This window comes from Verrucomicrobiota bacterium (assembly GCA_016871535.1).
Taxonomy (GTDB): domain Bacteria; phylum Verrucomicrobiota; class Verrucomicrobiia; order Limisphaerales; family SIBE01; genus VHCZ01.
In genome coordinates, this window is sequence record VHCZ01000014.1 from 1 (window position 1) to 26,474 (window position 26,474).

At 60.7% G+C, this 26,474-nt stretch carries 22 protein-coding genes; 11 read left to right on the forward strand and 11 right to left on the reverse strand.

Annotation, left to right across the window (positions count from 1 at the left end; translation table 11 throughout):
* Positions 1–246 precede the first annotated feature (246 nt).
* From rfbG to FJ398_03540, 7 genes are all read left to right on the forward strand, one after another.
* Positions 247–1,392: a CDP-glucose 4,6-dehydratase gene (rfbG, locus tag FJ398_03510; protein ID MBM3837024.1), complete on the forward strand. Its 1,146-nt coding sequence runs from the start codon at positions 247–249 to the stop codon at positions 1,390–1,392.
* Entirely contained in the window at positions 1,389–2,618 is a 1,230-nt protein-coding gene (locus FJ398_03515) for a class I SAM-dependent methyltransferase (GenBank protein MBM3837025.1), read from the forward strand. The genes rfbG and FJ398_03515 overlap by 4 nt, the downstream gene beginning before the upstream one ends.
* 140 nt (positions 2,619–2,758) lie before the next feature.
* A complete protein-coding gene (gene rfbC, locus FJ398_03520; protein MBM3837026.1) occupies positions 2,759–3,316 on the forward strand; it encodes a dTDP-4-dehydrorhamnose 3,5-epimerase in 558 nt (185 codons plus the stop codon).
* A gap of 178 nt (positions 3,317–3,494) precedes the next feature.
* Entirely contained in the window at positions 3,495–4,553 is a 1,059-nt protein-coding gene (locus FJ398_03525) for an NAD(P)-dependent oxidoreductase (protein ID MBM3837027.1), read from the forward strand.
* A complete protein-coding gene (locus tag FJ398_03530) occupies positions 4,550–5,725 on the forward strand; it encodes a methyltransferase domain-containing protein (GenBank protein MBM3837028.1) in 1,176 nt (391 codons plus the stop codon). Before FJ398_03525 ends, FJ398_03530 begins: the two co-directional genes overlap by 4 nt.
* A gap of 149 nt (positions 5,726–5,874) precedes the next feature.
* Positions 5,875–6,642, forward strand: coding sequence for a hydroxylase (locus FJ398_03535; GenBank protein MBM3837029.1), 768 nt, complete (start codon positions 5,875–5,877; stop codon positions 6,640–6,642).
* 161 nt (positions 6,643–6,803) lie between these two features.
* Positions 6,804–7,784: a glycosyltransferase family 2 protein gene (locus FJ398_03540; GenBank protein MBM3837030.1), complete on the forward strand. Its 981-nt coding sequence runs from the start codon at positions 6,804–6,806 to the stop codon at positions 7,782–7,784.
* Positions 7,785–7,922: 138 nt separating this feature from the next.
* Here FJ398_03540 and FJ398_03545 read toward each other — a convergent pair whose 3' ends face one another.
* Positions 7,923–10,397, reverse strand: coding sequence for a PAS domain S-box protein (locus tag FJ398_03545; protein ID MBM3837031.1), 2,475 nt, complete (start codon positions 10,395–10,397; stop codon positions 7,923–7,925).
* Positions 10,322–10,735, reverse strand: coding sequence for a hypothetical protein (locus tag FJ398_03550; protein ID MBM3837032.1), 414 nt, complete (start codon positions 10,733–10,735; stop codon positions 10,322–10,324). The genes FJ398_03545 and FJ398_03550 overlap by 76 nt, the downstream gene beginning before the upstream one ends.
* A gap of 625 nt (positions 10,736–11,360) precedes the next feature.
* On the opposite strand from FJ398_03550, the gene FJ398_03555 reads away from it, so the two are divergent.
* The gene (locus FJ398_03555) at positions 11,361–14,213 is read left to right on the forward strand and encodes a hypothetical protein (GenBank protein ID MBM3837033.1); all 2,853 of its coding nucleotides are present in this window, start codon (positions 11,361–11,363) and stop codon (positions 14,211–14,213) included.
* Between the two features lie 362 nt (positions 14,214–14,575).
* On the opposite strand, the gene FJ398_03560 is transcribed toward FJ398_03555, so the two are convergent.
* Both FJ398_03560 and FJ398_03565 read right to left on the reverse strand, forming a co-directional pair.
* Positions 14,576–17,902 carry an FAD-binding protein gene (locus FJ398_03560; protein MBM3837034.1) on the reverse strand — a complete coding sequence of 1,109 codons (3,327 nt, stop codon included), beginning with the start codon at positions 17,900–17,902 and terminating at the stop codon, positions 14,576–14,578.
* Between the two features lie 271 nt (positions 17,903–18,173).
* Complete coding sequence (locus tag FJ398_03565) at positions 18,174–18,590, reverse strand: hypothetical protein (protein MBM3837035.1); 417 nt, start codon at positions 18,588–18,590, stop codon at positions 18,174–18,176.
* Positions 18,591–18,775: 185 nt separating this feature from the next.
* Between FJ398_03565 and FJ398_03570 the strand changes: the two genes are divergently transcribed.
* Positions 18,776–19,018: a hypothetical protein gene (locus FJ398_03570; protein MBM3837036.1), complete on the forward strand. Its 243-nt coding sequence runs from the start codon at positions 18,776–18,778 to the stop codon at positions 19,016–19,018.
* Positions 19,019–19,267: 249 nt separating this feature from the next.
* Here FJ398_03570 and FJ398_03575 read toward each other — a convergent pair whose 3' ends face one another.
* From FJ398_03575 to FJ398_03590, 4 genes are all read right to left on the reverse strand, one after another.
* Positions 19,268–19,459, reverse strand: a complete 192-nt coding sequence (locus FJ398_03575) for a hypothetical protein (GenBank protein MBM3837037.1) — start codon at positions 19,457–19,459, stop codon at positions 19,268–19,270.
* 561 nt (positions 19,460–20,020) lie between these two features.
* Positions 20,021–20,419 (reverse strand): HNH endonuclease, encoded by a 399-nt coding sequence (locus FJ398_03580; GenBank protein MBM3837038.1) that lies wholly within the window; start codon positions 20,417–20,419, stop codon positions 20,021–20,023.
* Between the two features lies 1 nt (position 20,420).
* The gene (locus tag FJ398_03585) at positions 20,421–20,723 is read right to left on the reverse strand and encodes a hypothetical protein (protein MBM3837039.1); all 303 of its coding nucleotides are present in this window, start codon (positions 20,721–20,723) and stop codon (positions 20,421–20,423) included.
* A gap of 384 nt (positions 20,724–21,107) precedes the next feature.
* On the reverse strand, positions 21,108–21,362 hold the full coding sequence (locus FJ398_03590; protein ID MBM3837040.1) for a DUF433 domain-containing protein: 255 nt from the start codon (positions 21,360–21,362) through the stop codon (positions 21,108–21,110).
* Positions 21,363–21,500: 138 nt separating this feature from the next.
* On the opposite strand from FJ398_03590, the gene FJ398_03595 reads away from it, so the two are divergent.
* On the forward strand, positions 21,501–21,680 hold the full coding sequence (locus tag FJ398_03595; GenBank protein MBM3837041.1) for a hypothetical protein: 180 nt from the start codon (positions 21,501–21,503) through the stop codon (positions 21,678–21,680).
* A gap of 5 nt (positions 21,681–21,685) precedes the next feature.
* Here FJ398_03595 and FJ398_03600 read toward each other — a convergent pair whose 3' ends face one another.
* From FJ398_03600 to FJ398_03610, 3 genes are all read right to left on the reverse strand, one after another.
* Complete coding sequence (locus FJ398_03600; GenBank protein MBM3837042.1) at positions 21,686–22,939, reverse strand: FAD-dependent oxidoreductase; 1,254 nt, start codon at positions 22,937–22,939, stop codon at positions 21,686–21,688.
* 201 nt (positions 22,940–23,140) lie between these two features.
* A complete protein-coding gene (locus FJ398_03605) occupies positions 23,141–24,640 on the reverse strand; it encodes an arylsulfatase (GenBank protein MBM3837043.1) in 1,500 nt (499 codons plus the stop codon).
* A gap of 322 nt (positions 24,641–24,962) precedes the next feature.
* Positions 24,963–25,922: a hydroxyproline-2-epimerase gene (locus FJ398_03610; GenBank protein ID MBM3837044.1), complete on the reverse strand. Its 960-nt coding sequence runs from the start codon at positions 25,920–25,922 to the stop codon at positions 24,963–24,965.
* 90 nt (positions 25,923–26,012) lie between these two features.
* On the opposite strand from FJ398_03610, the gene FJ398_03615 reads away from it, so the two are divergent.
* Positions 26,013–26,429, forward strand: a complete 417-nt coding sequence (locus FJ398_03615) for a hypothetical protein (GenBank protein MBM3837045.1) — start codon at positions 26,013–26,015, stop codon at positions 26,427–26,429.
* Positions 26,430–26,474: the final 45 nt, after the last annotated feature.

The following is a 26,474-nucleotide window of genomic DNA, read 5'->3' on the forward strand; positions in this document are numbered from 1 at the left end:
GAATTTTGCCTGGGGCTGCGTTGCTCCTCGGTCACAGCCCCACTGGCGGGGGATGCTCGCTCGTCGCGCCTTGCCCCAGGCCAAATTGGGCGCAACGAACGTGAGCGTATTTACGAAACGGACCACTTAGCTTGCTCTTCAATCCGCCAACCGGTCTTCGCGCGGATTGGCATTCTCTGACCGTCGCTTGTGGCCACCAGTCCAGCTTTGACCCGGCGCAATCCCCGTGACATCTTCTGCGACGCAATGACGGACCCGAAGACGTTTGAACCCTTTGCGAGCAGCTTGCTCGGCCGCGCATTCGGTGGCCGGCGCGTCCTGGTGACCGGTCACACGGGGTTCAAAGGATCGTGGCTTTGCGAGTGGCTTCTGGCGTTGGGCGCGCGTGTCACGGGCTTGGGCCTGGTTCCCGAAACCAGCCCCGCGTTGTTCGATCAACTCGGCCTGACTGGCCGGATCGAGCATGTCCTGAGCGACGTGCGCGATCCGGAACGAGTCAAAGCCCTGGTCGAGCAGACGCAGCCCGAATTTGTCTTTCATCTCGCGGCGCAACCTCTGGTCCGACGCTCCTATCGGGAACCCGTGGCGACTTACCAAACGAATTTGATGGGGACGATCCACTTGCTGGAGGCGTTGCGGTCACTGAACGCCTCCTGTGCCGCTGTGTTCGCCACCACCGACAAGGTTTATGAGAACCAGGAACGAACCATCGGCTACTGCGAAGACGATCGCCTGGGCGGCTTTGATCCTTACAGTTCCAGCAAAGCCGCGGCGGAGATTGCTATCGCGGCCTGGCGAAACTCCTTCTTCGCGAATCACCCCGTCCGGATCGCCAGCGCGCGGGCCGGAAATGTGATCGGCGGCGGGGATTGGGCGGAGGATCGCATCGTCCCGGACTGCATCCGGGCGCTGCGGGCCGGCCAGGCTGTGCCGGTGCGGAACAGGATTTCGACGCGGCCCTGGCAGCACGTGCTGGAACCGCTGAGCGGTTATCTCTGGCTGGCCGCCGTGTTGGACAACGTGGCGCGGGCGAGCCACCCGACCGGCCATTTCACTTCCGCTTTCAACTTCGGTCCGCTCGATTCAAACCGCACCGTGGCGGAACTCGTGCAAGAAGTTCTGAAGTCCTGGCCCGGGACCTGGGAGGACCGCAGTGATCCCAACGCCGTCCACGAATCCAACTGGCTTGAGCTTCGCACCGACAAGGCGGGCGCGCTGCTCGGCTGGAAAGCGGTCTGGGGTTTCGCCGACGCCGTTCGGCACACGGTGGGCTGGTACCGAGCCGCGGACTCGCTTTGCGAGCCGAAGGATTTTCGCAAGCTCACACTCAGCCAGATCGAAGCGTACTGCTGCTCCGCTCACGAAAGGAAAATCGCGTGGGCTTCGGCATGATCGCTCCATTCCAGTGCCGGGCTTGCCGAGGAACCCGCGGCGCGCTGGTCCTGGATCTCGGAGTTCAGCCGCTCGCCAACAACTTGTTGTCCCCGGAAGACCTCTCCAAACCCGAACCGAAGTTCCCATTGCGCCTGGCCGTGTGCGAGTCCTGCTGGCTTCTCCAAATCCTGGACATCATTCCGCCGACGCGGCTTTTCTCGGATTACCCGTATTTTTCGTCGTTCTCGGAGGCGACTCTCAGTCATGCCCGCGAAGCGGCGGAGCGTTACATCCGGGAGTTTGGCCTGGGGCGCGGCAGTTTCGTGGTCGAGGTTGCGAGCAACGACGGTTATCTGCTGCAAAACTTCACGCGGGCGGGCGTGCCTTGCCTGGGCATCGAACCGGCGGAGAACATCGCGCCGATTGCGCAACAGAAGGGCATCGAGACGCTCGTCATATTCTTCAACACGGAAACCGCGCGGCAGCTTGCCAGCACGCGCGGCCAGGCGGACCTGGTTCTCGGCAACAACGTCTTCGCGCACGTGCCGGACATAAACGATTTCGTCGCGAGTGTCGCGGGGCTGCTCAAACCGGGCGGGCGGTGCATTCTTGAGTTCCCTTACGCCGTCGATTTCATCGAGCAGGCGGAATTCGACACCATCTACCACGAACACGTGTTCTACTTCTCCGTGACGGCGCTCGCCCCTTTGTTCGCGCGGCATGGATTGACGGTTTACCACGTGGAACGGCTGCCGATTCACGGCGGATCGCTGCGGCTGTTTGCCGGGCACGCGGCAGCCCACAATTCAGACTCCACGGTCGCAAATCTGCTGGCGGAAGAAGAACGCACCGGTGTTCGGTCACTGGATTACTACGCGGGATTCGCCGACCGCGTGCAGGAGATTCGCCGCGATCTGTGCCGTCTGCTCGAGAAACTCAAAGGACAGGGCAAATCCATCGCCGCCTACGGCGCTTCCGCCAAGGGCAGCACCTTGCTGAATCATTTTGGGCTGGGGCGCGAGACGATCGATTATGTGGTGGACCGCAGCACCTACAAGCAAGGCCGATTGACGCCGGGCGCGCATTTGCCGATCCGACCGGTGGAAGAGCTGGTCCAGCGCAAACCCGATTACACGCTGCTCCTGACCTGGAATTTCGCCGGCGAGATTCTTCGACAACAAACGGCGTATCGCGCCCAAGGCGGCAAATTCATCGTGCCGATTCCAGCGGTCACGGTGGTTTGAAATGAACTCTGCAAACCGCGCATGAACGTGAATGAACGCGAAATCGGAGCGCGGACAGCTTTTCCGCGCGGCGCCCGGGCGAGGTCGTGGATAAACGCGCGGGCAAGCTGCCCGCGCTCCTTCCGGGGTGCTATCAAGCTATGAAATTTGAGCCGACCGTCTTCAGGGAAGTGTGGCTCATCGAGTTGGATTTGAAAGAGGACGAACGCGGTTTTCTTGCCCGCACGTTTTGCGAAAAGGAATTCGCGGAGCGCGGCCTGAACACGCGCTGGCCGCAGTGCAATCTCACCCGGACGTTGCGGCGCGGGATGATCCGCGGTCTCCATTATCAGGCCGAACCCAGCCCGGAGCTTAAGCTGATCCGCTGCTCCCGCGGGGCGATTTTCGATGTCGTCGTGGATGTGCGGCCCGATTCGCCAACATTCGGGAAGTGGGCCGGGTTCGAGCTCACCGCGGACAACCGGCGGCAGTTGTATGTGCCCGGCGGATTTGCCCACGGCCTTCAATGCCTGCAGGACAACTCCGAGGTCTTTTACCAGATGTCCGAGTATTACGTTCCGGATCTGGCGCGCGGTGTGCGCTGGGACGACCCCACCGTGAACGTGTCGTGGCCCATCTCCAATCCGTCGCTTTCCGAACGCGACCGGAATTTGCCGTTCCTTCAGTTCAAAGTTTATTCAAGCGGGGGTCGAAAATGAGTCCGCCTGGCCAATCCAACGCGCCCTTCCCCCTCACCCCGGCCCTCTCCCTCAGGGAGAGGGAGAATCGGTCTCCGCGTCGGCCAGAGATGCGCGCATCCAGTTTCTCTCGCGCGGCAGTCGGAATCCCCTCTCCTTGGGGAGAGGGACAGGGTGAGGGAGAAGAGGGCGCAAGACAATTCCGTACAACCAGGAACCGCCGAGAACGGACCCCGATCACTCGGTCTTGCGCGTGAAGATTCTGCTGACAGGTCCGACCGGGTTCATCGGTTCGGCGTTTTTACGCCAGGCGCTGGCTGGCGGTCATTCCGTTGCAGGGCTGGTGCGACCGGTCCGAGCCTGCGCGGTTGAGCCTGGGAATGCAAACCCTGCCAGGCTGGAGGTTTCCAATCAATCGGACTCTCATAGGGACGCGTTCGACCGCGTCCCGGATATACTGTCCAGTCGAGCCAAAGAGATCAGGGACGGAGTGGAATCCGTCCTTACCAGAATTGCGGGCACCCTCGCGGAGCCGCCCTGGCGGGAGATCGAAGCGTTCGGTCCCGAAGTTTGCGTACACACAGCCTGGATTTCCGCGCCGGGCATCTATCTGGATTCGCCAGAGAACCATCGCTTTGTCGATTGGAGTCTGGCTTTTCTGAAACGCCTGGCCGAGTTGGGAACCCGACACCTCGTGGTCCTGGGCACGTGCATCGAATATCGAACGACCGGCGCCGCCCGCGCAGAGGACCGGACTCCCCTTGAGCCGGCGACGCTTTACGCGCGCTGCAAACATGAACTTCACTTGAAGCTTGAGACGGAGCTGGCCCGTCACGCCGCGGCGCTGTGCTGGGCGCGGGTCTTTTATCCGTACGGTCCGGGCGAGCACCCCGCGCGCTTGTGCAGTTCCATCATTCAAAACCTCCGCCGCAATCAGTCGGTCACTCTCAAGACGCCGGACAGCCGGAAGGATTACATTTACATCGACGACCTGGCGCGGGCCCTGGTGTTGCTGATCGAACGCAAGTTCGCGGGCAGCGTGAATCTGGGCGTCGGTGAAGCGGTCGCCGTGCGGCAGATCGCCGAAGTGCTCGGCCGTTTGCTGGGCAAGCCGGACTTGATTCAGTTTCCCGCGCAGCCGGTTTCCGATCCGCTCGATTGTGTCCTGTCCGACAGCACAAAGTTGCGCTCGCTCGGCTGGCGCCCGGGAGTCGATGTGGAGGCGGGGTTGAAGAATCTGATAGCTTGTTTGGGATGAGACCCGAATTGCACGAATTGAGCACCACGATTCCATGTTCTGGCTGCGGAGGGACGAACGTGTCGGCGGCGTTTCGCCTGCCGGACCAGCCGGTTGTGCTGAACTACCGCTTCCACTCCGCCGATGACGCGAGCCGGGTCCCGCGGCGTGACATCGCGTTGGTCCAATGCGCGAATTGCGGACTGGTGTTCAACGCGGAGTTCGATCCCAACGCCGTTCCCTACGACGAACGCTACGAAAACCGGCAATGCTTCTCGCCAGCCTTCCAACAGCACCTCGACGGACTTGCGCAGAGTCTGATCGCGCGCCATGGCTTGCGCGGCGGGCGAATCCTGGAGATCGGATGCGGCAAAGGCGATTTTCTCCGGCTGATCTGCGCGGCGGCTTCGGCGCTAGGAACCGGGTTCGACACGACCTATGAAGGCCCGCTCCGCGAGGCAAACGTCGAGTTCCACCGGCAATATGCGACGCCGACCGACGTGAAGGGATCGTTCGGCGCGTTGATCTGCCGGCACGTGATCGAGCACGTGCCGAACATCGGCGCTTTTCTACGCGAACTGCACTCCCTGGCGCGCGCGGCGGGTGACCCCGTCGCGGTCCTGGAAACGCCGAGCTTCGAGTGGATCGTCCGTCACGGGTGTTTCTGGGATGTTTTTGGCGAACACTGCAATTACTTCGGTGTGCCCACGCTGGCTTTTCTGGCCGAGACGGCTGGGTTCCAGGTTCTGCGCCACTCGGTCGTTTTCGGAGAACAGTACCAGCTTCTCGAATTGCGACTCGCGGGAACTGGCCAGCCGGGCGCGAATCCACCGGGAATTCGCGAGCGCTACAGTCTCGACGTGTTTTCTCGCGAATTCACGAACACGCGGCGAAAGCTGGAAGAACGGTTGCTCGGTGCCGGCGCTGCAAACGGTTGGGCTGTTTGGGGCGCAGGCGCCAAGGGCGTCGCGCTGGTGAACCAAATCACGATTCGCCCGCCGGACCTCGTCGTGGATTCCAATCCCGCCAAGCAAGGCTGCGTGATCCCGGGCACGTCGATCCCGGTGGTGTCTCCGGACGACGCGCGGGTGCCCGCCGTTCCGGTGATCCTGATCGTCAACCCGAATTATCTGGAAGAAATCAAACGTCACTTGGCAGCCCTTGGTTTCCGCCATACTCTCCTGACCCTTTGACCGTGCTTGAAAGAATGCCTTCTAGGTGGAACAGGCCACTGGCCTGTTACGGCAGGCTACCAGCCTGACGCGCTTTGGGGTGGCAGGTTGCCACCCGCAACGGGCTGGTAGCCCGTTCCACCCATTTTTCAAACACGCCCTTTGACGCCATGAAAATGATCATCGACACGGAGCAGCGCACCATTGAACGGCAGACGGACGCGGGCCGGGAGACGGCGGCGCTTTATTCGCCCCAGGGTTTCGAGTGGCTCTCTGAACTCTGGCTGAAAGTGGGCTGGGACCAGAAGTATTCCTACACCTTCACCTGGCTGGGGCGGCCGCTGATCCAACTTCCCGAAGACGTGCTCCGGATCCAGGAGGTTATTTTTACGTTGCAGCCGGAGGTGATCGTAGAAACCGGTGTGGCTCATGGCGGCTCGCTCATTTTTTACGCGTCGCTCTGCAAAGCGCTCGGCAAAGGCCGGGTCATCGGGATCGACATCGAGATTCGTCCCGACAACCGGAAAGCGATCGAGCAACACGCGCTGGCGGCGTTCATCACGCTGATGGAAGGAAGCTCGACCGATGGGAGCGTCCTCGCGAAGGTTCGATCCAGGATTGCGCCCGGAGAAAAAGTTCTCGTGCTGCTCGACTCCTGTCATTCGGCGGACCACGTGCTGAACGAACTCGAAGCGTATCATTCGCTCGTGCCGGCCGGAAGCTACCTCGTCGCGACGGACGGCATCATGAGAGATTTGCACGACCTCCCGCGCGGCCGGCCCGAATGGTTGCGGGATAATCCGGTGACGGCGGCGCGAACGTTTGTGGAGCGTCACCCCGAATTTGTGATCGAGCAACCCCGCTGGCTGTTCAATGAAAGTTCGTTGAAGCGGAATTTGACCTACTGGCCGGAAGCGTTCCTCAAGAGAGTGCGGTAGATTTCCCGCACGCATAACCCTTTCCATGAACCTGACGGTAGGTCGAGTCTGTCCCCAGCGAGCCGAATCGGACGTGTTCCAAACTCGTCGAGCGGCTCGCCGGGACGGACTCGCCCTACCGGGTTCATGGGGCGAGAGATGGTAATCGGACTAACGGTTTGATGCACATGCTGACGACTGTCGTGCCAGTCTATAACGGCGAGCGCTATCTGCCGGCGACGCTCCAATGCCTGGCCGCGCAAACCCGCCGCCCCGACCGCGTCATCATTCTCGACAATTGTTCGACCGATCAGACCCGGAGCATCGTCCAGAATTTCTCCGGCTTGAAATGTGAATGGCGGCAGCACGAACGAAACATCGGCTTGCTGGCCAATTTGAATTTCGGGTTGAAGTTTGCCGCCGAAACGCAAGTCCTGCACTTGCTCATGGCCGACGATCTCGTGAAACCGGCGTTTTACGAGAAATCGATGGCCACGCTGGAGCCGGTACCAGGGCATTCCATGGCCTACAGTTTTCACGAAGATATCGATGTGGCCGGCGCCGTGATTGGTCCAGCCATTCGCCGCCCCGCCGGTCCCGCTCGCACGGTGCCCAAAACTGACTTTCTGGGGCGGCAAGCGGAGTTGACCACCATGCTCTTGCCGGGGGTCATTTTCAAAACGGACTATCAACCTCCCGTGTGCGAGTTTCGTGAGTTCCCCCAGGTTGCGGATTGTTTGTTCCTGGCAGAATGGGCGGCGCGATGCCGGCAAATCGTCGAAGTGCCCGAATACCTCTGCCAGTATCGGCTCCATCCGTTCAACGCCACGAGCGCGAACATTCACAATCTTCAGTCGTGGCTGCTCGACGAATGGCGCGTCATGCAAATGGTCCTGCCCTGGATTGAAGAAAGCGCAGTGAACCATTGGCTGCGCGCCCGAAAACTCGAATGCCTTTTCGCGGCTCGATCCTGGGTCAAGGTCGATATGATGCGCCGGGTTAAACCGGAGTACGCCCGCGAAATCCAGGCGACCATGCGCCAGACGGTTGGGGCGATCCCGGCGATGCTAGGCTGGCTGGCGTTGCGCGGACGCGACGCGCTCTGGCGGCTCCAGGGGCGGGAGACGAAGGCAGAGACGCTTTTGAAGGCGGGAATTCAGTAATCAGTTGCCAGTTGTCAGTCATCAGCATAGCGCTCACTTTTTATCGAATACTGGTCGCCGAACACTGATTACTGACAACTGACAACTGACAACTGATCACTGACAACTGATCACTGACAACTGATCACTGACAACTGATCACCGATCACCGGACAACGCCTCCCGCATGCGGTCCAGGAGCGTGTGAACTTGGAATGGCTTCTGAAGGAACCCCGCCAGCCCTTTGCCAGCGAACCGCGCGATGGCCTCTTGCTGATCGAAGCCGCTCATCAGCATCACGCGCACGCCCGGGCGAATGACTTTGAGCGCCTGGAAGGTTTGGCTTCCATCAAGCTGCGGCATGGTCAGATCCAAGAGCACGGCGACGAAATGATCCGGGTCGCGCTGGAAAATCTGGAGCGCTTCTCTCCCGTCTTTGGCCAGGACGGGGTCGAATCCCAGGCGGCGGAGCGATTGTGCCGCGACGCGCCGCACAGGTTCCTCGTCATCCACGACCAGAACTGTGCCCGACCCGCGCCACTCTCGGAGATCTGTTTTCGTGTCTGAATGGGCTGGTTTCAAGGTCGCCGTCGCCACCGGCAACAACAAGCGAAACGCCGATCCGCGTCCGAGCTGGCTGGTGACTTTGAGCGCGCCATTGTGTCCACGCACGATGCCGAGCACGGCCGCCAATCCCAGACCGCGCCCTGTGAATTTGGTTGTGAAGAACGGATCGAAAATCTTGCTGATCGTTTCCGCGCTCATGCCGCAGCCCGTATCCGCGATCTCCAGGAAGACATAGTCCCCTTCGGGAATTTCCGGCGCAAGAATGGTGCCCGCCAGATATTCGCGGCTGGCTCGCATCACGCCCGTCGAAACCCGGATGGCGCCCGTGTTCTCACCGATTGCTTCGGAGGCGTTGATGACCAGGTTCATGATGACCTGGCGGATTTGCGTCGCGTCGGCTTCCACCGGCGGAAGTCCCGCGGCGAGGTTGAGATCGAGAGAGACCTTTTTGCTGATGGATAGCCGGAGCAAATTGAGCGAATCCTGCACGACGGCGCTCACGTCCAGGGCTTGCACCAGAAGTTGTCCTTTGCCCGAATACGCGAGCATTTGCTTGCACAGGTCCGCGGCCCGCAAGGAAGCCGTCTCGATCTCGGTCAAACCTTCCTGCAGGGGGGAGTCCGCGGCCAGATCCAATTTGGCGAGCGACGCGTGGCAGAGGATGCCCGTGAGCAGATTGTTGAAATCGTGGGCGATGCCGCCCGCCATGACGCCGAGGCTTTCCAGCTTCGCCGCTTCCTGCAGTTTCCGGTTCAACCGCTGCCGCTCCTGTTCGGCCAGCTTGCGTTCCGTGATATCGCGGAACATGGCGACGACGGCGGAACCTTCGCGATCTTTGAAAGGCGCGGCGGCGACTTCCACTTCCACGGCGCGACCGTCGAGCCGAATGATCTTCTGCTCCATCAACGGAGCCGGCACGCCGAGCTCCAGGATTTGCCAGCGCCGCTCCGTCACGGCGTCGTGGTAATCCGGGTGAATCAAATCGTAGGGGGATTTTCGGAGCAACTGGTCTCGGGAAGTGGCCCCGAACAAATGCACCGCGGCTTCATTGACGAACTCGATGCGGCTCTTGCGGCTGACCCAAATCGCGTCCGGGCAGACTTCGATCAGGGTGCGCAAGTGCTGTTCGCTTTCGCGCAGGGCGAGCGCCATTTGGCCGCGCTCGCGCGTCTCCCGTTCGAGCCGGAGGTTGGCTTCTTCGAGCGCCGCGGTTCGTTCGTTCACCAAGGTTTCAACTTGCTGCGAACGCCTCCCGGTCGCGAGCAAGTACGCCGTCAACAGCGCGCTGAACGAGAGTCCTGCCACCAGAGCGAACATGGGCTGCGGCGACTTCATGCTCGCCAGGAATTCCTGGGTGGGGCGGAACAAGCACAGCCACTCCCGATGGCGCGACATGGCGACCCGTTCGATCCGATGCCGTCCCGAACGGAACTCCTGCTCAATCGACTCGAGGTTCGCGGTCAAATTCGTCTTCCCCAGAGGCGGCGTAGGCGCGGCCTGAACTCGTGCGGCAGCCGAGGACTTGGGTATGTTTGTCTCGCCGGGGTGATAGTAAAGGAACCGGTTTGTGGCGTCCGCCGCGGAAGCATCCACGACGAGCAGGTCCAATCCTCCGAACGGGTTCCCCAGGAGCGAAGCTTCCACACCGTCGCCCACGCGAAACATTCCCAGAACAAAGCCGTGCAAGTGTTCGAGCCGGTCCGCGACAGTTTCTAGTTTTCCTCCGTTGCGCAACACGGCCGCGATCACGGTCACACTGGCCTGGGGATCGGGCTCTTTGGACAGCGTGATCCGTTCGCTGACAGCGGGTTCATTGTTGGTGCACGAGTCCATCAACCACCCCAGCCGCATGGGATCGGAGGCGACGTCCCAGCCGAGGAGCTTTCGGTTCTCCTCAATCGGCTCGATGTAATGAAGGGGAAAGTGGTCCGTTCGGGGCTGCGCGGCGACCAACTGGCGGTTCAGCCCGAATTCCGTGAACTGGTAATTGGTCAGGCCATCGGCGCGGCCCGCGGCTTCAAGCACGGAGCGCTCGGAAGCTCGGAAGCAGGCACGCGCGGCACCCATTTCAACGCCTGAATCCCGGGGTTTCGGCTGATCAAGTCCCGCGCGACTTCGCGGAACTGTTCGCGCGACACGTTGGTCGAGGATCGGAACAGATTGCGCAGCGCAAGCAGGAGTTCGCCGTGGCTGTTGATCCGGTTTTGCAGCGCGCGCATGTGGTTTTCCACGCGCCGGTCGAATTCGGTCCGGATGCGTTGTTCTTGTTGTTGACGCTGCTTGGCGAAGAGGAGGGCCGTCAACACGACACCGCACAGACCTGCAATCCAGGCGGGCAGGTGCGCACGAAATAACGACTCAACGCTGCTTCGCCCGCGTCCCCAACGTGGCGGGCGGGCGGACATGAGCCAATTCCATACAAGCTTCACCCCGCTCGCGCAACTCCCAATTCCGCTGCGGAGGAACTCTCATTTTGGCCTGCTCGGTAGGGCGAGCCCGTCCCGGCGAGCCGCTCCACGCGTTTGGAACACGTCGGGACCGGCTCGCTGGGGGCAGGCTCGCCCTACCCTGGAGCGTTCGGCAAGCAGGCGCAGGATTATTGGGATTATGAAATAGAATCTTAGAATTACCGGGTTTTGGCTTGCAGTGGATTCAGGGTTTTTCTATCCTCCGATCATCAGCCAATCAGTTACTGCCGCCCAGGCTAGCCGTCGCGCTTGAACGGGGCGCGCCCGGATTTCTTCAGAAAAGCTTCACGTCTGGCGCAAGCGAACGAAACCAGCAGAGGACAGCGTGAAACATTTGTCCATTCGAGTCCGCTGGAGGGGACAGCGGACCTGCATTTTAGAAAGCGCGACAGAGTTTCATGGAGCGACCTCGTTTGCCGCAATGCCTGCCTGCTGTTGGGCCGAAACAAAACAACTAACCCCGTAATCCACCATGCAACCGAGAATGCGAAGGTCACCCTCAGAACTAGAATCCCACGATTCCCGAGGCTCAACCCTCAGGGAGAATCGAAGCAGACCACACATGTTCCCTCCTGTCATGATCGGACTGGCCTTTCTGGCGAGTTTATTGCCGATTCACGCCGCGAACATCGTGACGTTCCGCGAAGGCGTCAATGGCTACGCCGGGACGCACGACACTTTCATCAGTTCGGGCGCCCCGGCTACGGACAATAGCGCCGCGACCGCCATCGAAATCGATCAAGAAGGCGACGCAGGGGAGTTCCTTTTGATCCGATTCGAGAATCTCTTTGGTACAGGCGCCAACCAGATCCCATCCAAATCCAAGATCCTGTATGGTTCCTTGACCGTCAGGATTACGAACACAGGCAACGATCCGAAAATGCACCAGATGCTCGTGCCCTGGCAGGAATCAAGCACCTGGGAATCTCTGGTGGATGGCATCCTGGCGGATGGCGTTGAAGCGGCGATTGATCCGGATGTCACGTTCCCCGGTAACGGCTCAATCACCGTGATTCCGCTGCCGGTCAGTACGCTGCAAGCGTGGTCGGATGGCACCAAGCCGAATCACGGCTGGGTGTTTCTGCCCGGAGGAACTGATGGCACCGACTTCAGCTCCTCGGAACATTCCAATCTGGATGATCGGCCTTTGCTGACGGTAGTCTGGTCCACCGTGGACGAGCCTTTTGTCAGGTCGGTCCGCCCGCTGAGCGGCGCTACGGGTGTCTCGGTTGACAGCAACGTCGAGATTATCGTGGTGGACGGAACCACTCCGAAGCTCAATCCCAACTCCGTGCAACTGTCGGTGAACGGCCAGAGTGTTACACCAAAACTGACCAAGCCGGCGGACAGCAATGAGACCACCATTCTTTACGATCCGCCAACGGACCTTCCCCAGAACAGCAAAATCTCCGTGCGCCTGGTTTACGGCGATACGGCAACGCCTCCGCACGTAAACACAAACGACTTCAGCTTCACGACTCGTGCGACCACCGTCACCGTTGCGGCCATTGACGAGAAGACTGTCTGGCGATTTGACCGCACCGCAGTGGACTTGGGGACAGCCTGGCGTGAGAAGAACTTCAATGACAGCGCGTGGGAGCAAGGTCCGGCGCTCATTGCGGATGAGGGCGGCGGGACCGCCGAGCCAATCCGCACACAGATCAGCCGCTTCAGCGACAACGGCGACTACCTCTGGACCGTCTATTTCCGCTTCAAGTTCACCTACAACGGGCCGTTAGGCGGCGATCTGTTGCTGCGTCATGTGGTCGATGACGGGGTGGTCTTTTACCTTAATGGCACCGAGATCCATCGCTTCGGACTCGCCGCAGGGACGCCCGTGGCCTGGGATACATCTTTCGACGGCCACGAAAACCGCTACGAAGGCCCATTTGTCATTCCAGGCAAGGCTCTGGTCGCGGGAGAAAATGTGCTGGCGGCTGAAGTCCACCAGTCCGGCGCGGGCAGTTCGGATCTTGTTTTCGGAGCCGAATTGCTGGTCTCGACCACGCCTCCCGCACCGCCACCACCACCCGCCGGAGTAACCCTCGTCACGAACGTTGTGATCCGCATTGATGACCAGCAGAAGTGGCGCTACGAAAACACCGGCAAAGATCTGGGAACCGCCTGGAAAGAAAAGAACTTCAACGACAGTGCCTGGCCCGAAGGCGCGGCACTTTTGGCGCTTGAATCCGGCGCCACATCGGAACCGATTCGAACCACGCTCAAACGGCAGGATGCCGCCGGCGTCGGCATCATGACCGATTACTTCCGCACGCACTTCAATTTCACGGGTGATCCAGCCACGACGAAATTGAGCTTGCGCCACCTGATCGATGACGGGTTTGTCCTTTATCTGAACGGCGCCGAAGTTTATCGCTTCGGCATCGCAGCCGGACCGGTCACCGTGACTACAGCCGCAGCCAGCCACGAAGGTCGGAATATCTGGGAGGGACCTTTTGACATTCCAGCCGCCGCCCTCGTGAAAGGCGATAATGTTCTGGCGGCCGAGGTCCATCAGACTGACGCGGGGAGTTCGGATATCGTCTTTGGGCTCGAGCTTCTCGCGCTGACTCAGGGTCCGCTTCCACCACCCAGCGCCCCTGGGCTGATCTCCAACGTCGTGGAAACCGGCGGTGACAATGAACCGACCGACACCATCACCGCGAAATGGACCGGGCAAACGTTCACCGTCTCCGTCGCCAGCGAACCCATCCCAGGGGCGGCAATCGGTGACAAATACACCGTGGGCCTTTTCGGGAATCACGCTCCAGCCTTCGTGGACCGCAATCATCGCTACACGAACGCCTCAGACACCGTGTCGATTCCGGCTTACCTGGTCGGCGGGGAGTACATCATGTCCGGCAATGACAATCGCGACAACGCAAGTTATGTCCTCGATGTGACCGTATCCCAAGCCGTGCAGGCGTACATGCTCATCGACAATCGCCTCGGCGACCCGAACAGCGCGAATAGCGATCCGCCCTCGTTCGGCCCTACCAAAATGCAGTGGCTGCTGGATCAAGGTTGGGCGCCGGTGCTCTCGGGGAAGAATCGCGCCGGCAGCACGGCCGCCCCGGATGAGGTCGGGATTGACGAAGGGGCGGACGGCTCCATCAACCAGTGGTATTCGGTTTATACGAAAGCGTTTCCTGCCGGTGCCTTCCAACTGAAGCAAGCGGACAACTCCGGTCAAAACATGTATGGCGTCGTCATCACGCGTCCTGCGGCAGGAGACACCAAACCGACGCTTAGCAAACCGACGCGGCAAGGCAACAACCTCACCCTCACCTGGACCGGCGGCAGACTCCAGGAAGCACCCGCCGTCACCGGGCCCTGGACTGATGTTGCCAATGCCTCAAGCCCGTTCAACGCCGCTTTAGGTAGCGGCGCGAAGTTCTATCGAGTGCGGCAGTAAACCGCAAAGTTCCTGATCTGCATGCAAAAGACCGGAGGCAACTCCGGTCTTTTTTGTTTCGATGGGGAGCGCACGCGCCCTCGCGTGCCGTGGTTGGCGCCCTCGCCGACCACACTCTTCCAGCCGAAAAGCAATCGCTACTGAGATGGTTTCTTCGACGTTCCGACCGGCGAGGCGCCGGTCGGAACACGCGACGCGTGTGCTCCCCAATTCCGCCGGCATCGTTAGCGTTGCCCAGGGGGAGAGTGGCCGTTCACTGGCCGGTCGAGAGTCTTCATGATGGGCAACTAACCAACTGAACGCCGCATTCAATCATTTACACGGCCTCTCTCGGCATCTTTCGTATGCGCCAGGCCCAGTATTCAAGTGTCTGTCGCCTCCAGCGCCTCCGCCAAGACTTCCGCCATGTGGCGGGGACGGAACGGCGTCAGGTGTTCGATTTGATGGCGACAGCTTGTGCCGGAGGCGGCCAGAACCGTTCCCGGCGGTTGATGGCGCAGTTTTTCGACAAGCGGCTGGGCGACTTTCAACGACAATTCGTATTTGGAATCGAGCGCGCCGAACGCTCCGGCCATCCCGCAACAGCCGGTGTCGAGCAAAGTCACTTTCCGTCCGGGCAAACGCTGAGCCAACCGAACCATGTATGACGGGTTGGTCAAAGACTTGGCGTGACAATGCGCGTGAATCGCGACATGGCCGGACTGGTGGCTGAAGCGGAGCGCGTCCGGCTCGCGACTCAGCAAGCCTTCCACAAATTGCTCGAAGAGAAAGCAACGCTTCGCGGCTTCGTCAGCGCCAGGCAGACCCAGTTCGCGATAGTCCTCCGCGAACATCGAATAGCAGGATGGTTCCAGGAAGATGATGGAAACATCACCCGAAACGCGGGGCGCGGACGCCCCGCGAACCCGCAGGCTGGAAGCCCACCCCACATTTGCGGATTGCCGATTGCGGATTGCGGATTCGGTCTGATTGAGGAGTTGGAGATTGTGTCGGCCCAAACGCGCGGCTTCGTCGAGGTTGCCCTGGCTAAAGGCAGGGCGGCCGCAACAGCGTCTGGAGCGCGGAAGCAAAACTTCAAAACCCGCCGCTTCCAACACGGCCAATGCGGCCCGGCCAATGTGCGGTTCATAATAGCGCACGAAGGTGTCGTCCCAGAGAATCACCGGCCCGCGCGTGGGTCGGTTCGGCAATTCATCGCTGCCAGTCACTAAAGCCTTAGCGATTTGTCCGCCGCGTTCCCCCTCTCCCGTTCCCTCTCCCCCTCGGAAGGGGAGAGGGTGTCCGCAGGACGGGAGAGGGGGACGTTCGTGGAAAGTTCCCTTGGTCTCGGAACCAGGCACTCGGCCCATGAACCCGGTAGGACGAGTCCGTCCCGGCGAGCCGCTCGACGTGGGTGGAACACGTCCGACTCGGCTCGCTGGGGACAGGCTCGCCCTACCATCTGGTTCATGGGAAGGGAGAAGCGATTTCAGCGCCCGGCCAAGAATCGCGGCGCCTCTTTGAACGAGCGCGGCAAAAGTATTTCCCTCCCCTTGGGGAGAGGGCCAGGGTGAGGGGAAAGCGAGCGGTCGTGGTCCGTTGACGTTGGAAGCCGCGCGACGCTCAAACCAATAATCGAATCGTTCCCCGGCGAATGGAGGAAACGGGCGCCTGGCGGAGAGGCCGAGCGTCAATGCGAGCAGACGCCGCAACCATCGCCACTGCAAACTGGCGTTCGCAACTCCCGGCATCAAACACCCGATTCGGCCGAGCGCATCCACGTCGCTGAGCAGTCGTTCGCGCAGCGGCAATCCGTCCCGCTGATGCCGCGCGTGCAGGAACTCCGCCTTGAGCAAAGCCATGTTCACGTTCGACGGGCACTCGGTGGTGCACGCCTTGCACGCGAGACAATTGCTCAAGGCTGCCTCCAGTTCGGCAGATCGCAGCGCATCCCGGCCATCGATTCCACGCCGCTCCAGAACAGCCCGGATCGCGTTGGCGCGCCCGCGCGTGGACATGATTTCTTCGCCGGTCACGAGGAACGTCGGACACATCGTGGGCGCGTCTTTGCGGCAACCGCCGCAGCCGTTGCACTGTTCGAGATTCCGGACGAACGATCCGTCCTTGGCCGCGAAAGCCAGCATGGGTTCGAACGGCAATTTCAGCTCATAATCTCCGCTCAGGCGAAGCCGCGTGTCGATTTTGAATCGCCCGTCCGGAATGATCTTGCCGGGGTTGAACCGATTCTGCGGATCGAACGACGCCTTGATTTCGCGCAGCACGCCGATCAATTCCTCGCCGAGCTGCTCCGGCATGTACTCGGTGCGGGCGATCCCCACGCCGTGCTCCGCCGCCAGCGATCCTTTGAACTGGCGCACAAGAGCCGACACCTCATCGCTCACCTGCCGGAATTTCTTCAGATCGCTCGCGTGGTGCAGATCCAGCACGGGACGCACATGAAGAAGCCCCGAGGCGGCGTGCCCGTAATAGCAGGCGCTCAAGCCGAGCAACTTCATGATCGATTCCAGACCTGCGACGTAATCGGGCAAGCGTTCGGGGCGAACGGCCGTGTCCTCGACGCCCGTGACCGGTTTGGCGTCGCCTTTGCATCCCGTCAGGAGCGAGAGGCCGGCCTTGCGCAACGACCAGACCAGATTCATCTCCGCCGCCGTTTGCAGAATCGTTTTGCGCAGGCCAAGCTTCCGCCGGGCAAACGCCGCCAGCCGATCTTCCACGTCGTCGAAAAACTCAACGATGAGGATCGATTCGCACGGCCTGGCGTCGAGTTCGAGAAGATCGCGCGCACCTTTGAAGTTCAATTGGCCTTTGGTCTGGTCGAACAAGACCCGGTCGATGTGCTCGATGGCCGCGGGTTTCAGATCGAGCAATTCAACCGTGGCCTGCATCGCCTCCGCAACTGACGCGAAAAAAATCAGTCCCAGCCCTTTTTGTTTGGGCAGCGAAACAATCTTCAATTCCGCGGACATGATGGCAGCCAGCGTTCCTTCGCTGCCCGAGAGAAGATCAGCTAAATTACCCGGCTGGCGCAGCCATCGATCCAGTCCGTAGCCGGGCCAGCGCTTCAACAGGCCGGCCGGCATGCGTTCGGAAATCACGGTGGCATGATTTCGGATCAGTTTGTTCGTCAGGGCGCGCTGGGCGCGCAGGGTGTCGTGTTCGGGGCCGATGATTTCGACCCGGCCATCCGCGAGCACGATTTCCAGCGCGTGAACGTGGTCCGCCGTCGTGCCATAGAACGCAGTGTGTGAGCCGGAAGAATTGTTCGCAATCATGCCGCCGAGCGTGGCGCGCGAACTCGTCGCCACGTCCGGTCCGAAACGGAATCCGTGCGGCTGGAGAAACGCGTTGAGTTGATCCAGCACGACGCCGGCGCCCACGCGCACCGTGCGTTTCTCCAGATTCAACTCGGTGATCTGGCGGTTGAACCGGGCAAACTCGACGATCAAGCCCTCGCCAATCGCGCCGCCCACCAGTCCCGTGCCTGCGCCGCGGGGGGTGATGGAGAGGCCTGTGTCCGCCGCGGCTCGAATGACTGCGCTGGCCTGGCCGGCGTTGCGCGGAAAAGCCACACCCACGGGCTCGATCTGATAGATCGAAGCATCGGTCGCATAGAGCTGCCGCGTGAGATTATCGAACGCCACGTCGCAGCCTGCGGAAGCGATGTTTCGTTGCTGTTGAGTCCAGGTCATGGCTCGCTGCGAAGCTAGTGAGGAATGGCCGGTTTGACAATCGCCGCCGAGGAAGCATCGCAAGATTTTGGAGTGCGGCAACGGAGTCAACGGAGTCGCCGCTTTGGACGCCGCAAGCAAAGTGGTCAGCAGTCAGCGGTCCAAAAATCTTCGATCGACCGGATGATGACGATGGTGGCGGGAAAAGCGACGCAGCGATTGCGTTAATTGCTCCCGGCTGCGGTCTGTGGAAGGGATGCCGGAGGAGGAGAGAAACTCGGGACGGCCAGCGTTAGCCCGTGTGGCACGAACAATTTGAAATCCGACTGATTGACGGTTGCGACTTGCGCCTGCGCCCGGATCGCCGTCGCCGCGATGAGGCAATCAAACCGTGAACCGCGCCGCCGTCCGGTCTTGTTGAATTCGAGATGGATCTTGTCCGGCGCGGTCCCTCCGCCGCCAGACGTTCCTCACGCACCTCGCGCAGGTATTGCTCCGCCTGCTCTGGCTTCAAACGCGCTTCCTCCTGCAAACGGCGCAGCGCTTCGCGCGGTGACAACGATTCTGTGTCAACAGAGGCGGGGGATTGCGCCGGGCGCACCCCGACCACCGCGTCGCCTCTGCGAATCCGGATTTGTTGGCCGCCCAGCTCTCGATCCACCCAACGAGCCAAACCTGACTTGGCTTCCTCGACCGTGAACGTTTTCATGGCCGCAAATTGCCGCAGTGCGCTCCACGTAACAAGCCCGCATGATCCCTAGGCGGATTCGAATTGTGCGCGCGGGGCCGACGCGTTGAAGGACCCCGCGACCAAAGTGGTCAGTAATCAGTGGAGCAAATCATGGGACCGCCCACCAATCCACCAATCCATTCATCCACCAATCCACTTCCGGCGTGCGGGCCTCGAAGCTGCTGACCCGTTTCGGATTGCGGACGCTCAAGGTGCAAGCCGAGACCGACGAGCAGGGCAACTGGAAGTTGACCAAGAACAATGCGCGGCGATTCTTCTCAACGGACAAAGACGATTTTCACGACGCGGGAAGGAACGCTTACATTGCGTTCCGCATCTGGCTGCTGGACTGCGATGCTGGCTGGTCAGTGAACGAGTGCGACGCGGCGTTGTGTCGGAGCTGGTGATTTCAAGGATCCTGACTGTGGTGAAGCGTTCGCAGTCGGCCCCATTCTTCGCCTACTGGCCCGAGACTGCCGAGAGCGCGTCTGATCACAGAGCAAACCACAACCGCTGGAAAGATTTTTTCTCACTCCTGCGTACGCTCTCACCATGATTTTGCAGGCTTCCCCGAATCTCCGACCAAAACATTCGCGCGCCTTTTGGCCTCTGGCCCCCCAATCTTTACGCCGCTTCCCCGAGTTTCTTCTCAGACACTAGCTAGTGTCCGGGAGAAAACTCGGAAATTTCGAAACGGGGGCGCCTCGGAAATCGTTCGATTGCGTTTGCTTCATCTCCATCACGATCAGGAGCAACGAGGCGCGGCCCGGACCCAATGCGCTCCGCGCGAAGCGCAACAGGAAGCAGGCGTTGCCGGTGCTCCTTTTCTTCTTTGGTGATTTGTTCATTTGTTCAGCGATCGGGAGCGGATCAATCTATGTTCATCGTGAGTTATCCGGAAGACGGAGGTTTGTTGTGCCGAACCTTCCGAGTCCATGTCCCATCTCCATTCGTTCGCTGAACCTCGATGTAAGCATGTTTTTCTCTTGCCGCGTTCGTTGAACTGTGCGTGTCTGGATTTAACCCTGATGTGGGGTGTGAAAGGAGGTATGGCGAAAGCAAAAGACAAAGTGGTGGTGGAATTGAACGTCAATTCCGCGCCGCCAGCGATGACCGTCGCGGCTTCGTTTTGTCAAAAACACAAGCCGCGCTGTGCGCCATTGATAATTCCGCCATCCTGGCGAGTTACGCCCGGGCGGACACCGACAGCAATCCGAGAGACCGAATCAACCCCGGGCCAGGCGCAAGCCCGGCACCTGCCCGAAGTGTTCGCGATTGAACGTCAGTAATTCGGCGTTGTCTATGGACGAACTCAGAAGGTCACCAAGTTCGAAACTTTTCCGCTCCTTGGACGAAAATGGCGAGGAGCGTGCGGCTCCCCAGTCCATGGTGGCCCGCCGCGTAACGGGTCAGAAATCGATGCCTTCGTTGAGCAAGTGCCGGCGCTGGTTGACTGCGGCAGGATGGTTCATCTGCAGGACGTGGACGGTGGCGCGGCCGATGGTCGTTCGACCGCGCACGCGCGCGCCGTCCCATGCGAAATGCTCCTTCCACGAGTCAGCGCGCGGGTTGAACAATCGAGTGAGGACACCGGTCTCCGGGTCCACGCCGGACAGGTTCGGGCCTTTGAATCGGTTGCACCGGGCACAAGCCAAAGCGAGGTTCTCCAATGTCGCCGGGCCGCCATGCTGCTCGGCAACGATGTGATCGAATTGCAGAGGCAGTTCCGCAACGCGTTCGGGAAGGTGACAGTACTCGCAACGAAATCCGGCGCGGCGTCGCACGGTTGCTTTGCGCCGGGCATCCATGTCAGCCGGGGCGGGCGATCACGGCGCGCGGCCGATACCGCCGGAGGGAGAGGCGGGCTTTGCTCTTGAGGCAGATCAGCGCAGATTCGATAGACAGGTATTCGTCCAACTCGCGTTCTTCGGCGGCGGTGAGCGCTCCGGCGCGAGCCTTGGCGGAGAGGTGATCGGCGCGCTGTCGGTCCGCGTCAGAGAACTTCCAGCGCAGGACGGCCCGCGCTTCCTCGGGCGACAGGTCATCCAGATCGGGCCGGATGATCCGTTCCCAGATCGTTGCCGACGCGCTCTCCGTGGTGATCGTGCTCATGGTCAGTTCTATAGCAGACTCTTTCCCGAACAGCAATCTTCGAGTCATTGAGGTCATTGAGGCCGCGAATGAAGCGAATCCACACACAGGCGCTCGGGGCGGGCACGTTGCAGCTCTGGTGTTTGCCAGCGGCGAGCTCCTCAACAACGGAGTTGGGAATCCAGACGTCCGAGAATAGACGCGGCAGCCAGTCCAGTGCGCCGATTTGGGGAAGATAAAAAAGACAAAGTGGTGGTGGAGTTGAACGTCAATTCCGCGCCGCCATTGAAGATCGGCGATGACCGCCGCGGTTTCTTGTTGTGTCGAAAACGCAAGCCGCGCTTTTCGCCAGTGAAACTCCTCCATCGTAGAGAGGTGCTGAGGCTTATCAGGGAAAGTTGGATCTCACTCGTCGAGCTGAGCGGTTTGCGCGGCGACGAGTGGGTCTAACTCGCTGCGGTGGTCTTCGTAATAGGCCAGGCATTCATAAACCTGCGCGCGGGTCAGCCGGGGAAAGCTTGCCACCACTTCATCGACCGAGGCTCCGGTTTTCGTCATCGCGAGGACGTCATGCACGCCGATGCGCGTGCCCTCCACGACAGGGTGGCCCGAACGCACTCCCACTTTACGGACTATGTAACCGTTACTCGTCGCAATCATGCGCGGAACGTATCCGTTCTCCCGGGTGAGTTCAAGCCGGTTGAAATGCTTGTTGCTGCTTGTTGCGATCAGAATCGATTTTTCTCTTGCCGCGTTCATCGAACTGGGCGTGTGTCTGGAGTTACCCTTGGTTCGGTAATGCGGAAGTTCCTGTTGACCTCCGGCCCGTTGTCGCAGCGGACCATCCTGGGCAATGCCGGCTTCGACGTGGAGGAAGGCTCGCTCGTGGATGATCCGAAGTGCATCGTGGATCGCGAGACCCATCGAGACGAAAGCGTGAGGCTCCGCTCTTCCCCGCAACTCAAAGACTGCCCCTGACGTTTCTATCCGTATCGGTCCGGATTCAGAAGCGCTATGTCGATCGATGGCTTTTCATCGGAAAGGACTTCCGAAATGAGCTTGCCCGTGATGGGCCCCAGGCTCAGGCCCAGCATCGCGTGGCCGGTGGCAATGGAAAGGTTCGCGTAGCGCCGAACGCGACCCACATACGGCAATCCATCGGGCGAAACAGGGCGCAACCCGCACCACGGCTGAACTCCCTCGAAGTCTTTCGGCGAAAAATCCGGATAGTACTTCGGCACGGCCTTGAGAATTCCTTGGACACGGATGGGATTGATCTCTTCGTTGAGGTCCGCGATTTCCATGGTGCCGCCGAAGCGCAGCGACGATCCCATGGGCGTGGCAGCCACGCGGGCTTCGGTGAAGATAGCGCAAATGGAGGGAAGCTGCCGCGGCTTCGGCAGGGTCAGGCTGTAGCCTTTGCCGGCTTGCATCGGGAGCCGAAGCTCCAATTCGCGCGCCAGGACCGGCGACCAGGAGCCGCCGCAGATCACGAATTCATCGGCGGAGACTTCCCCTTGGGACGTCTGCACGCTCGTAATGCGTGATGCGTGATGCGTAAAGCCCTTGACTTCGGTGTTCCACGAAAACTGGGCGCCAAGTTTGGCAAGCTGTTGCTGCAAGGCGGCCATGAACCGCTGCGGCGTGAGGTGGCAATCCAGCGGGAAATAAACCGAGCCGCAAATGTCCATGCGCACGTTGGGATCGAGTTTCGCCGTTTGTCTGGCATCAAGCACCTCCGCTGGGATTCCAAGGGATCGGGCTTGCTCGGCGGTTTTCGCTTCCTCTTCGAACGCATTTTCGGTTTTGCAGAGCGCGAGGAGACCCTTTTTCACCAGGCCGAAGTCATTGTCGGGAAGCGCCGCGAGTTCCTCGAAACAAGCGCGGCTGGCCAGGCTGAGGTCGCGCAAGACCGGCGCGGCCTGAGCAACGCGTTGAGCGTTGGCGGCGCAGTAGAATTTCCAGCCCCAGCTCACGAGGTCCCAACTCAAGCGCGGCTTGATGTAGAACGGGCTTTCCGGATTCCACATCCATTTGAGACCCAGCGCAACCATGCCGGGGGCCGCCAGGGGCACGAAGTGGCTCGGCGTGATCATCCCGGCGTTGCCGTAGGAACAGTTCCAATGTTCGGATGCCACCCGATCCAAAATGGTCACCCGATGCCCCCGCCGCGCGAGATAATACGCCGTGCTCAGGCCGATGACGCCGCCGCCGATAATTAAGACCCCTTTCGCCATGGACATCGCTAATCCTTCAATGTGAGAGGACCTTGAGAAATCCCCACGAATTCAAGGCGGACCACAAATTCGAGATTATGAGATTTCTCATTCGTGGTCGCTCTGAATTTGTGGGGACCCTTTGCTTTTGAGCACCCATTGCCAATCCAGATTTCTCATTCGTGATCCGCCCTGAATTCGTGGGGAGTCACCAGCGTCCACTCATTCGCCGTCGAGCGCGCGGATGGGAAATTCCTGCGAGGCGTTGTGTTGTTCGCCCAGGATTCTCTCCAACTTGGCCACCATCTCAGGATGTTCGGCCGCGACATCCCTCGTTTCACTCGGATCGCGCGCGAGGTCGTAGAGTTCCGTGCGGATGGCGGGGGTCGGTTGTTTCCGGGGCGGATTCAGATTTTGGCGCACAGCCTTCCAATCGCCGACGCGCACCGATTGCTGTCCGCCATACGCGGGAAACTCGCGGTACAGGAATGGACGCGGCCTCTGCCTTTTGCCGAGCAACGTCGGGGCGAAGCTAATCCCATCGATGTTCTTCGCCGTGGCTTTCTGGCTCCCGATCAGTTCGAGCAACGTCGGCACCCAATCCTCGAAGCCCGTCAATCGATTCGAGGCCTTGCCTGCCGCGATGCGGCCTTTCCAACGCACAAGGCACGGGACGCGCACGCCGGCTTCGTAGAGCGAACCCTTGCGCCCTCGGAAAGCGTGCGCCGAATTGAAGAAATCCGTTTCGGTGCCGCCGAGCCGATTGTAGAGCGGGCCATTGTCCGAGCTGAAAACGAAAATCGTTTTCTCGTCCAGGCCGAGCTCATTCACCAGGGCCATGACGCGTCCGACCTCACGATCCATGCGCGTGATCATCGCGGCGTACGCAGCGCGCGGCGTGCGATGCGGCAGATAATTTCTGTCGCCCAGGTAGGGTTCCTCGGGGAACTGGCCGGCGTATTCCGCAAGCGAATCCTCCGGCACTTGCAGCGCCAGATGCGGGACGGTGGTTGGATAATAGAGAAAGAAAGGCCGGTCCTTGTTCTCGCGAATGAAGCGCAGCGCTTGGTCCCCGATCAGATCCGGCGCGTAATCCTTGCCAGTGTATCTCGTGTAGCTGGCGGGATCGCGGGGGTCTGCGTCGGCCGGGAACTTTTGGTGCGCGGAAAACGCCGGGTTATTGAGCATTACCCGCCGGGCATTGTCCCAGAGCGAAGTCGGGTAATAATTGTGCGCGATGCTCTGGCAATTGTAGCCGAAGAAACGGTCGATGCCCTGTTTCAAAGGCTCACCGGTGCTGCCCGGGCCGCCGAGGCCCCATTTGCCAAACGCGCCGGTCACATAGCCCTGTTCTTGGAGGAGCTTTCCCAGAGTGACGGTGTCGGCGGGAATGGGGTATTGCCCTTCCGGTTTGACGCCGCGATTGTCGCGGATGAACGCGTGCCCGGGATGTTTGCCGGTCATGAGCACGCAACGCGACGGCGCGCACACGGCGTTGCCGGAGTAATGCTGCGTGAAGCGCATGCCTTCGGCCGCGAGGCGGTCGATATTGGGCGTGCGGATTTTCTTTTGGCCGAAGCAACCCAGGTCGCCGTAGCCGAGATCGTCGGCAAGGATGAAGATGATGCTGGGTTTCCGGGCGGTTGGCGCCGCGGCCGAGGCCACAGGAAGCCCCAGGGCAACCAGCCATGAAATGAGGGAGAGATAACCAGACGAATTCATAACGATGCGAGCGTGCTTGTCTCTCAAAGTAGGGCAGGCTTCCAGCCTGCCTGGCAAGCGGATTCCGCGATCCACCTGGCCGGAACGATTCATTTGGAACTGGGGAGCACACGCGCCTCACGTGTTCCGACTGGCGCCTCGCCAGCCGGAACGTGGTTTCAAACACGGTACAGAGTGGGACGGCTTCAGTCCGATTGAATGGAGTCGGCGAGGGCGCCGACTCCAACACGCGGGGCGCGTGCGCTCCCCAGCCGAGCTGTCGTCGATGGCGATTGGCTCGCGAGGACGCTCCCCACCTTCCTTGAAGGATACTCCACTCCGCTTACGCTCGAATTCCCCAGCAGAACGGATCTTGGTCTTGAAGCAGCAAGGTCGCTTCCGAGTTGACAAACGCCGTGCCGGTGATGGTTGGAGCCACCGTGCCCTTTGCGCGGTCAAGCCAGCGGTAACGGCCGGTGAAAAGACTGCCCAGAATACTTTCTTGCACCCACGGCTGGCCTTCTTCGAGTTTTCCGTCTGCGGCGAGGCAAGCCAGCTTGGCGCTCGTGCCGGTGCCGCAGGGCGAGCGGTCATACGCTTTGCCTGGACACAACACAAAATTCCGCGACTTCGCCCACGAGTTGACCGGCGGCCCGAAGATCTCGACGTGATCCACTTCGGGGAACCCTTGCGCGTTCACGGCCTGCCGGATGCGCCAGGTGAAGTCGGTGAGCTTCTCAACATTGCCCAGTTCCAGCGCTTGCTCGTGGCGTTCGACCAAAAAGAACCAATTGCCTCCCCACGCCACATCTCCGGTAACCGATACGGCAGGGCGCTTCCCCGGCGCGCCGTCCGCATGCGACACCTCGACGACGATTCCCTTGGCCTTTCGATAGCTCGGCACGTTGTTCACGGAAACGCTGCCGTCCGCGTTCAACGTCGCCGTCACGACGCCCACCGGCGTATCGATGCGATGCTCGCCCGGCTTGATTTTTCCCATGTGCGCGAGCGTCACGATCAAGCCGATGGCGCCGTGGCCGCACATGCCCAGGTAACCGACGTTGTTGAAAAAAATGACGCCGGCGGCGCACGACGAGTCGCCGGGCTCGACGAGCAACGCGCCGACGAGCACGTCGGAGCCGCGCGGTTCATTGACGACCGCCGAGCGAAAGCCGTCGTGTGTCTGGCGAAAAACTTTCAGCCGTTCGGCCACGGTCCCGCCGCCGAGGTCCGGCCCGCCGCGGATCACGACGCGCGTGGGCTCGCCGCCGGTGTGGGAATCGATGATTTGGATGCGGTTCATCTTGATTGCAGGGCCAGATTTCTAACCGATGACTCCCACGCAAACCATGATTTTCTCGACGCTGGGAGCAACCCACCATATTTTAGGGGCGTGGGCAAAGTCATCGAGAAGATTGAAATTCAGAATTGGGGAGACGTTGAGCTTGCCGCTGCCGGCGCTCGAAAAACCGCGCCGCGCTCGCTGGCGACGGAGGCATTAATTGACACGGGCGCGGGCTTTTTCTACCTCAAAAGGAATCTGGTGAAAAAGCTCGGCTTGCGCCCCATCGATAAAGTGCGCTCTCGCACCATGTCGAATCGCATCGAGGAACGCCGTGTCTGTTCGCCCGTGGAACTGAAACTGGCGGGGCGCACCGGCATCTTTCAAGTCGTTGAAATCCCGGATGAACTGCCCAACCTCATCGGCCAAATCCCGCTCGAAGCGTTGGACCTTGTCGTCGATCTGCGGAAACGCCGCGTGGTCCCCAATCCCGAACACCCCGGCGGCCCGCTCTTCGACGAGTTCTAGCCGCGCGGTTATCTTCCCCACAAATTCGGGCGGACCATGAATGCT

Excerpts from the sequence above, each read along its gene's own strand:
- rfbG (MBM3837024.1), top strand. The coding sequence starts at position 247 with ATGACGGACCCGAAGACGTTTGAACCCTTTGCGAGCAGCTTGCTCGGC.
- FJ398_03515 (MBM3837025.1), top strand. The coding sequence starts at position 1,389 with ATGATCGCTCCATTCCAGTGCCGGGCTTGCCGAGGAACCCGCGGCGCG.
- rfbC (MBM3837026.1), top strand. The coding sequence starts at position 2,759 with ATGAAATTTGAGCCGACCGTCTTCAGGGAAGTGTGGCTCATCGAGTTG.
- FJ398_03530 (MBM3837028.1), top strand. The coding sequence starts at position 4,550 with ATGAGACCCGAATTGCACGAATTGAGCACCACGATTCCATGTTCTGGC.
- FJ398_03535 (MBM3837029.1), top strand. The coding sequence starts at position 5,875 with ATGAAAATGATCATCGACACGGAGCAGCGCACCATTGAACGGCAGACG.
- FJ398_03540 (MBM3837030.1), top strand. The coding sequence starts at position 6,804 with ATGCACATGCTGACGACTGTCGTGCCAGTCTATAACGGCGAGCGCTAT.
- FJ398_03545 (MBM3837031.1), bottom strand. The coding sequence starts at position 10,397 with ATGGGTGCCGCGCGTGCCTGCTTCCGAGCTTCCGAGCGCTCCGTGCTT.
- FJ398_03550 (MBM3837032.1), bottom strand. The coding sequence starts at position 10,735 with ATGTCCGCCCGCCCGCCACGTTGGGGACGCGGGCGAAGCAGCGTTGAG.
- FJ398_03555 (MBM3837033.1), top strand. The coding sequence starts at position 11,361 with ATGTTCCCTCCTGTCATGATCGGACTGGCCTTTCTGGCGAGTTTATTG.
- FJ398_03560 (MBM3837034.1), bottom strand. The coding sequence starts at position 17,902 with ATGACCTGGACTCAACAGCAACGAAACATCGCTTCCGCAGGCTGCGAC.
- FJ398_03565 (MBM3837035.1), bottom strand. The coding sequence starts at position 18,590 with ATGAAAACGTTCACGGTCGAGGAAGCCAAGTCAGGTTTGGCTCGTTGG.
- FJ398_03575 (MBM3837037.1), bottom strand. The coding sequence starts at position 19,459 with ATGAACAAATCACCAAAGAAGAAAAGGAGCACCGGCAACGCCTGCTTC.
- FJ398_03580 (MBM3837038.1), bottom strand. The coding sequence starts at position 20,419 with ATGGATGCCCGGCGCAAAGCAACCGTGCGACGCCGCGCCGGATTTCGT.
- FJ398_03585 (MBM3837039.1), bottom strand. The coding sequence starts at position 20,723 with ATGAGCACGATCACCACGGAGAGCGCGTCGGCAACGATCTGGGAACGG.
- FJ398_03590 (MBM3837040.1), bottom strand. The coding sequence starts at position 21,362 with ATGATTGCGACGAGTAACGGTTACATAGTCCGTAAAGTGGGAGTGCGT.
- FJ398_03595 (MBM3837041.1), top strand. The coding sequence starts at position 21,501 with ATGCGGAAGTTCCTGTTGACCTCCGGCCCGTTGTCGCAGCGGACCATC.
- FJ398_03600 (MBM3837042.1), bottom strand. The coding sequence starts at position 22,939 with ATGGCGAAAGGGGTCTTAATTATCGGCGGCGGCGTCATCGGCCTGAGC.
- FJ398_03605 (MBM3837043.1), bottom strand. The coding sequence starts at position 24,640 with ATGAATTCGTCTGGTTATCTCTCCCTCATTTCATGGCTGGTTGCCCTG.
- FJ398_03610 (MBM3837044.1), bottom strand. The coding sequence starts at position 25,922 with ATGAACCGCATCCAAATCATCGATTCCCACACCGGCGGCGAGCCCACG.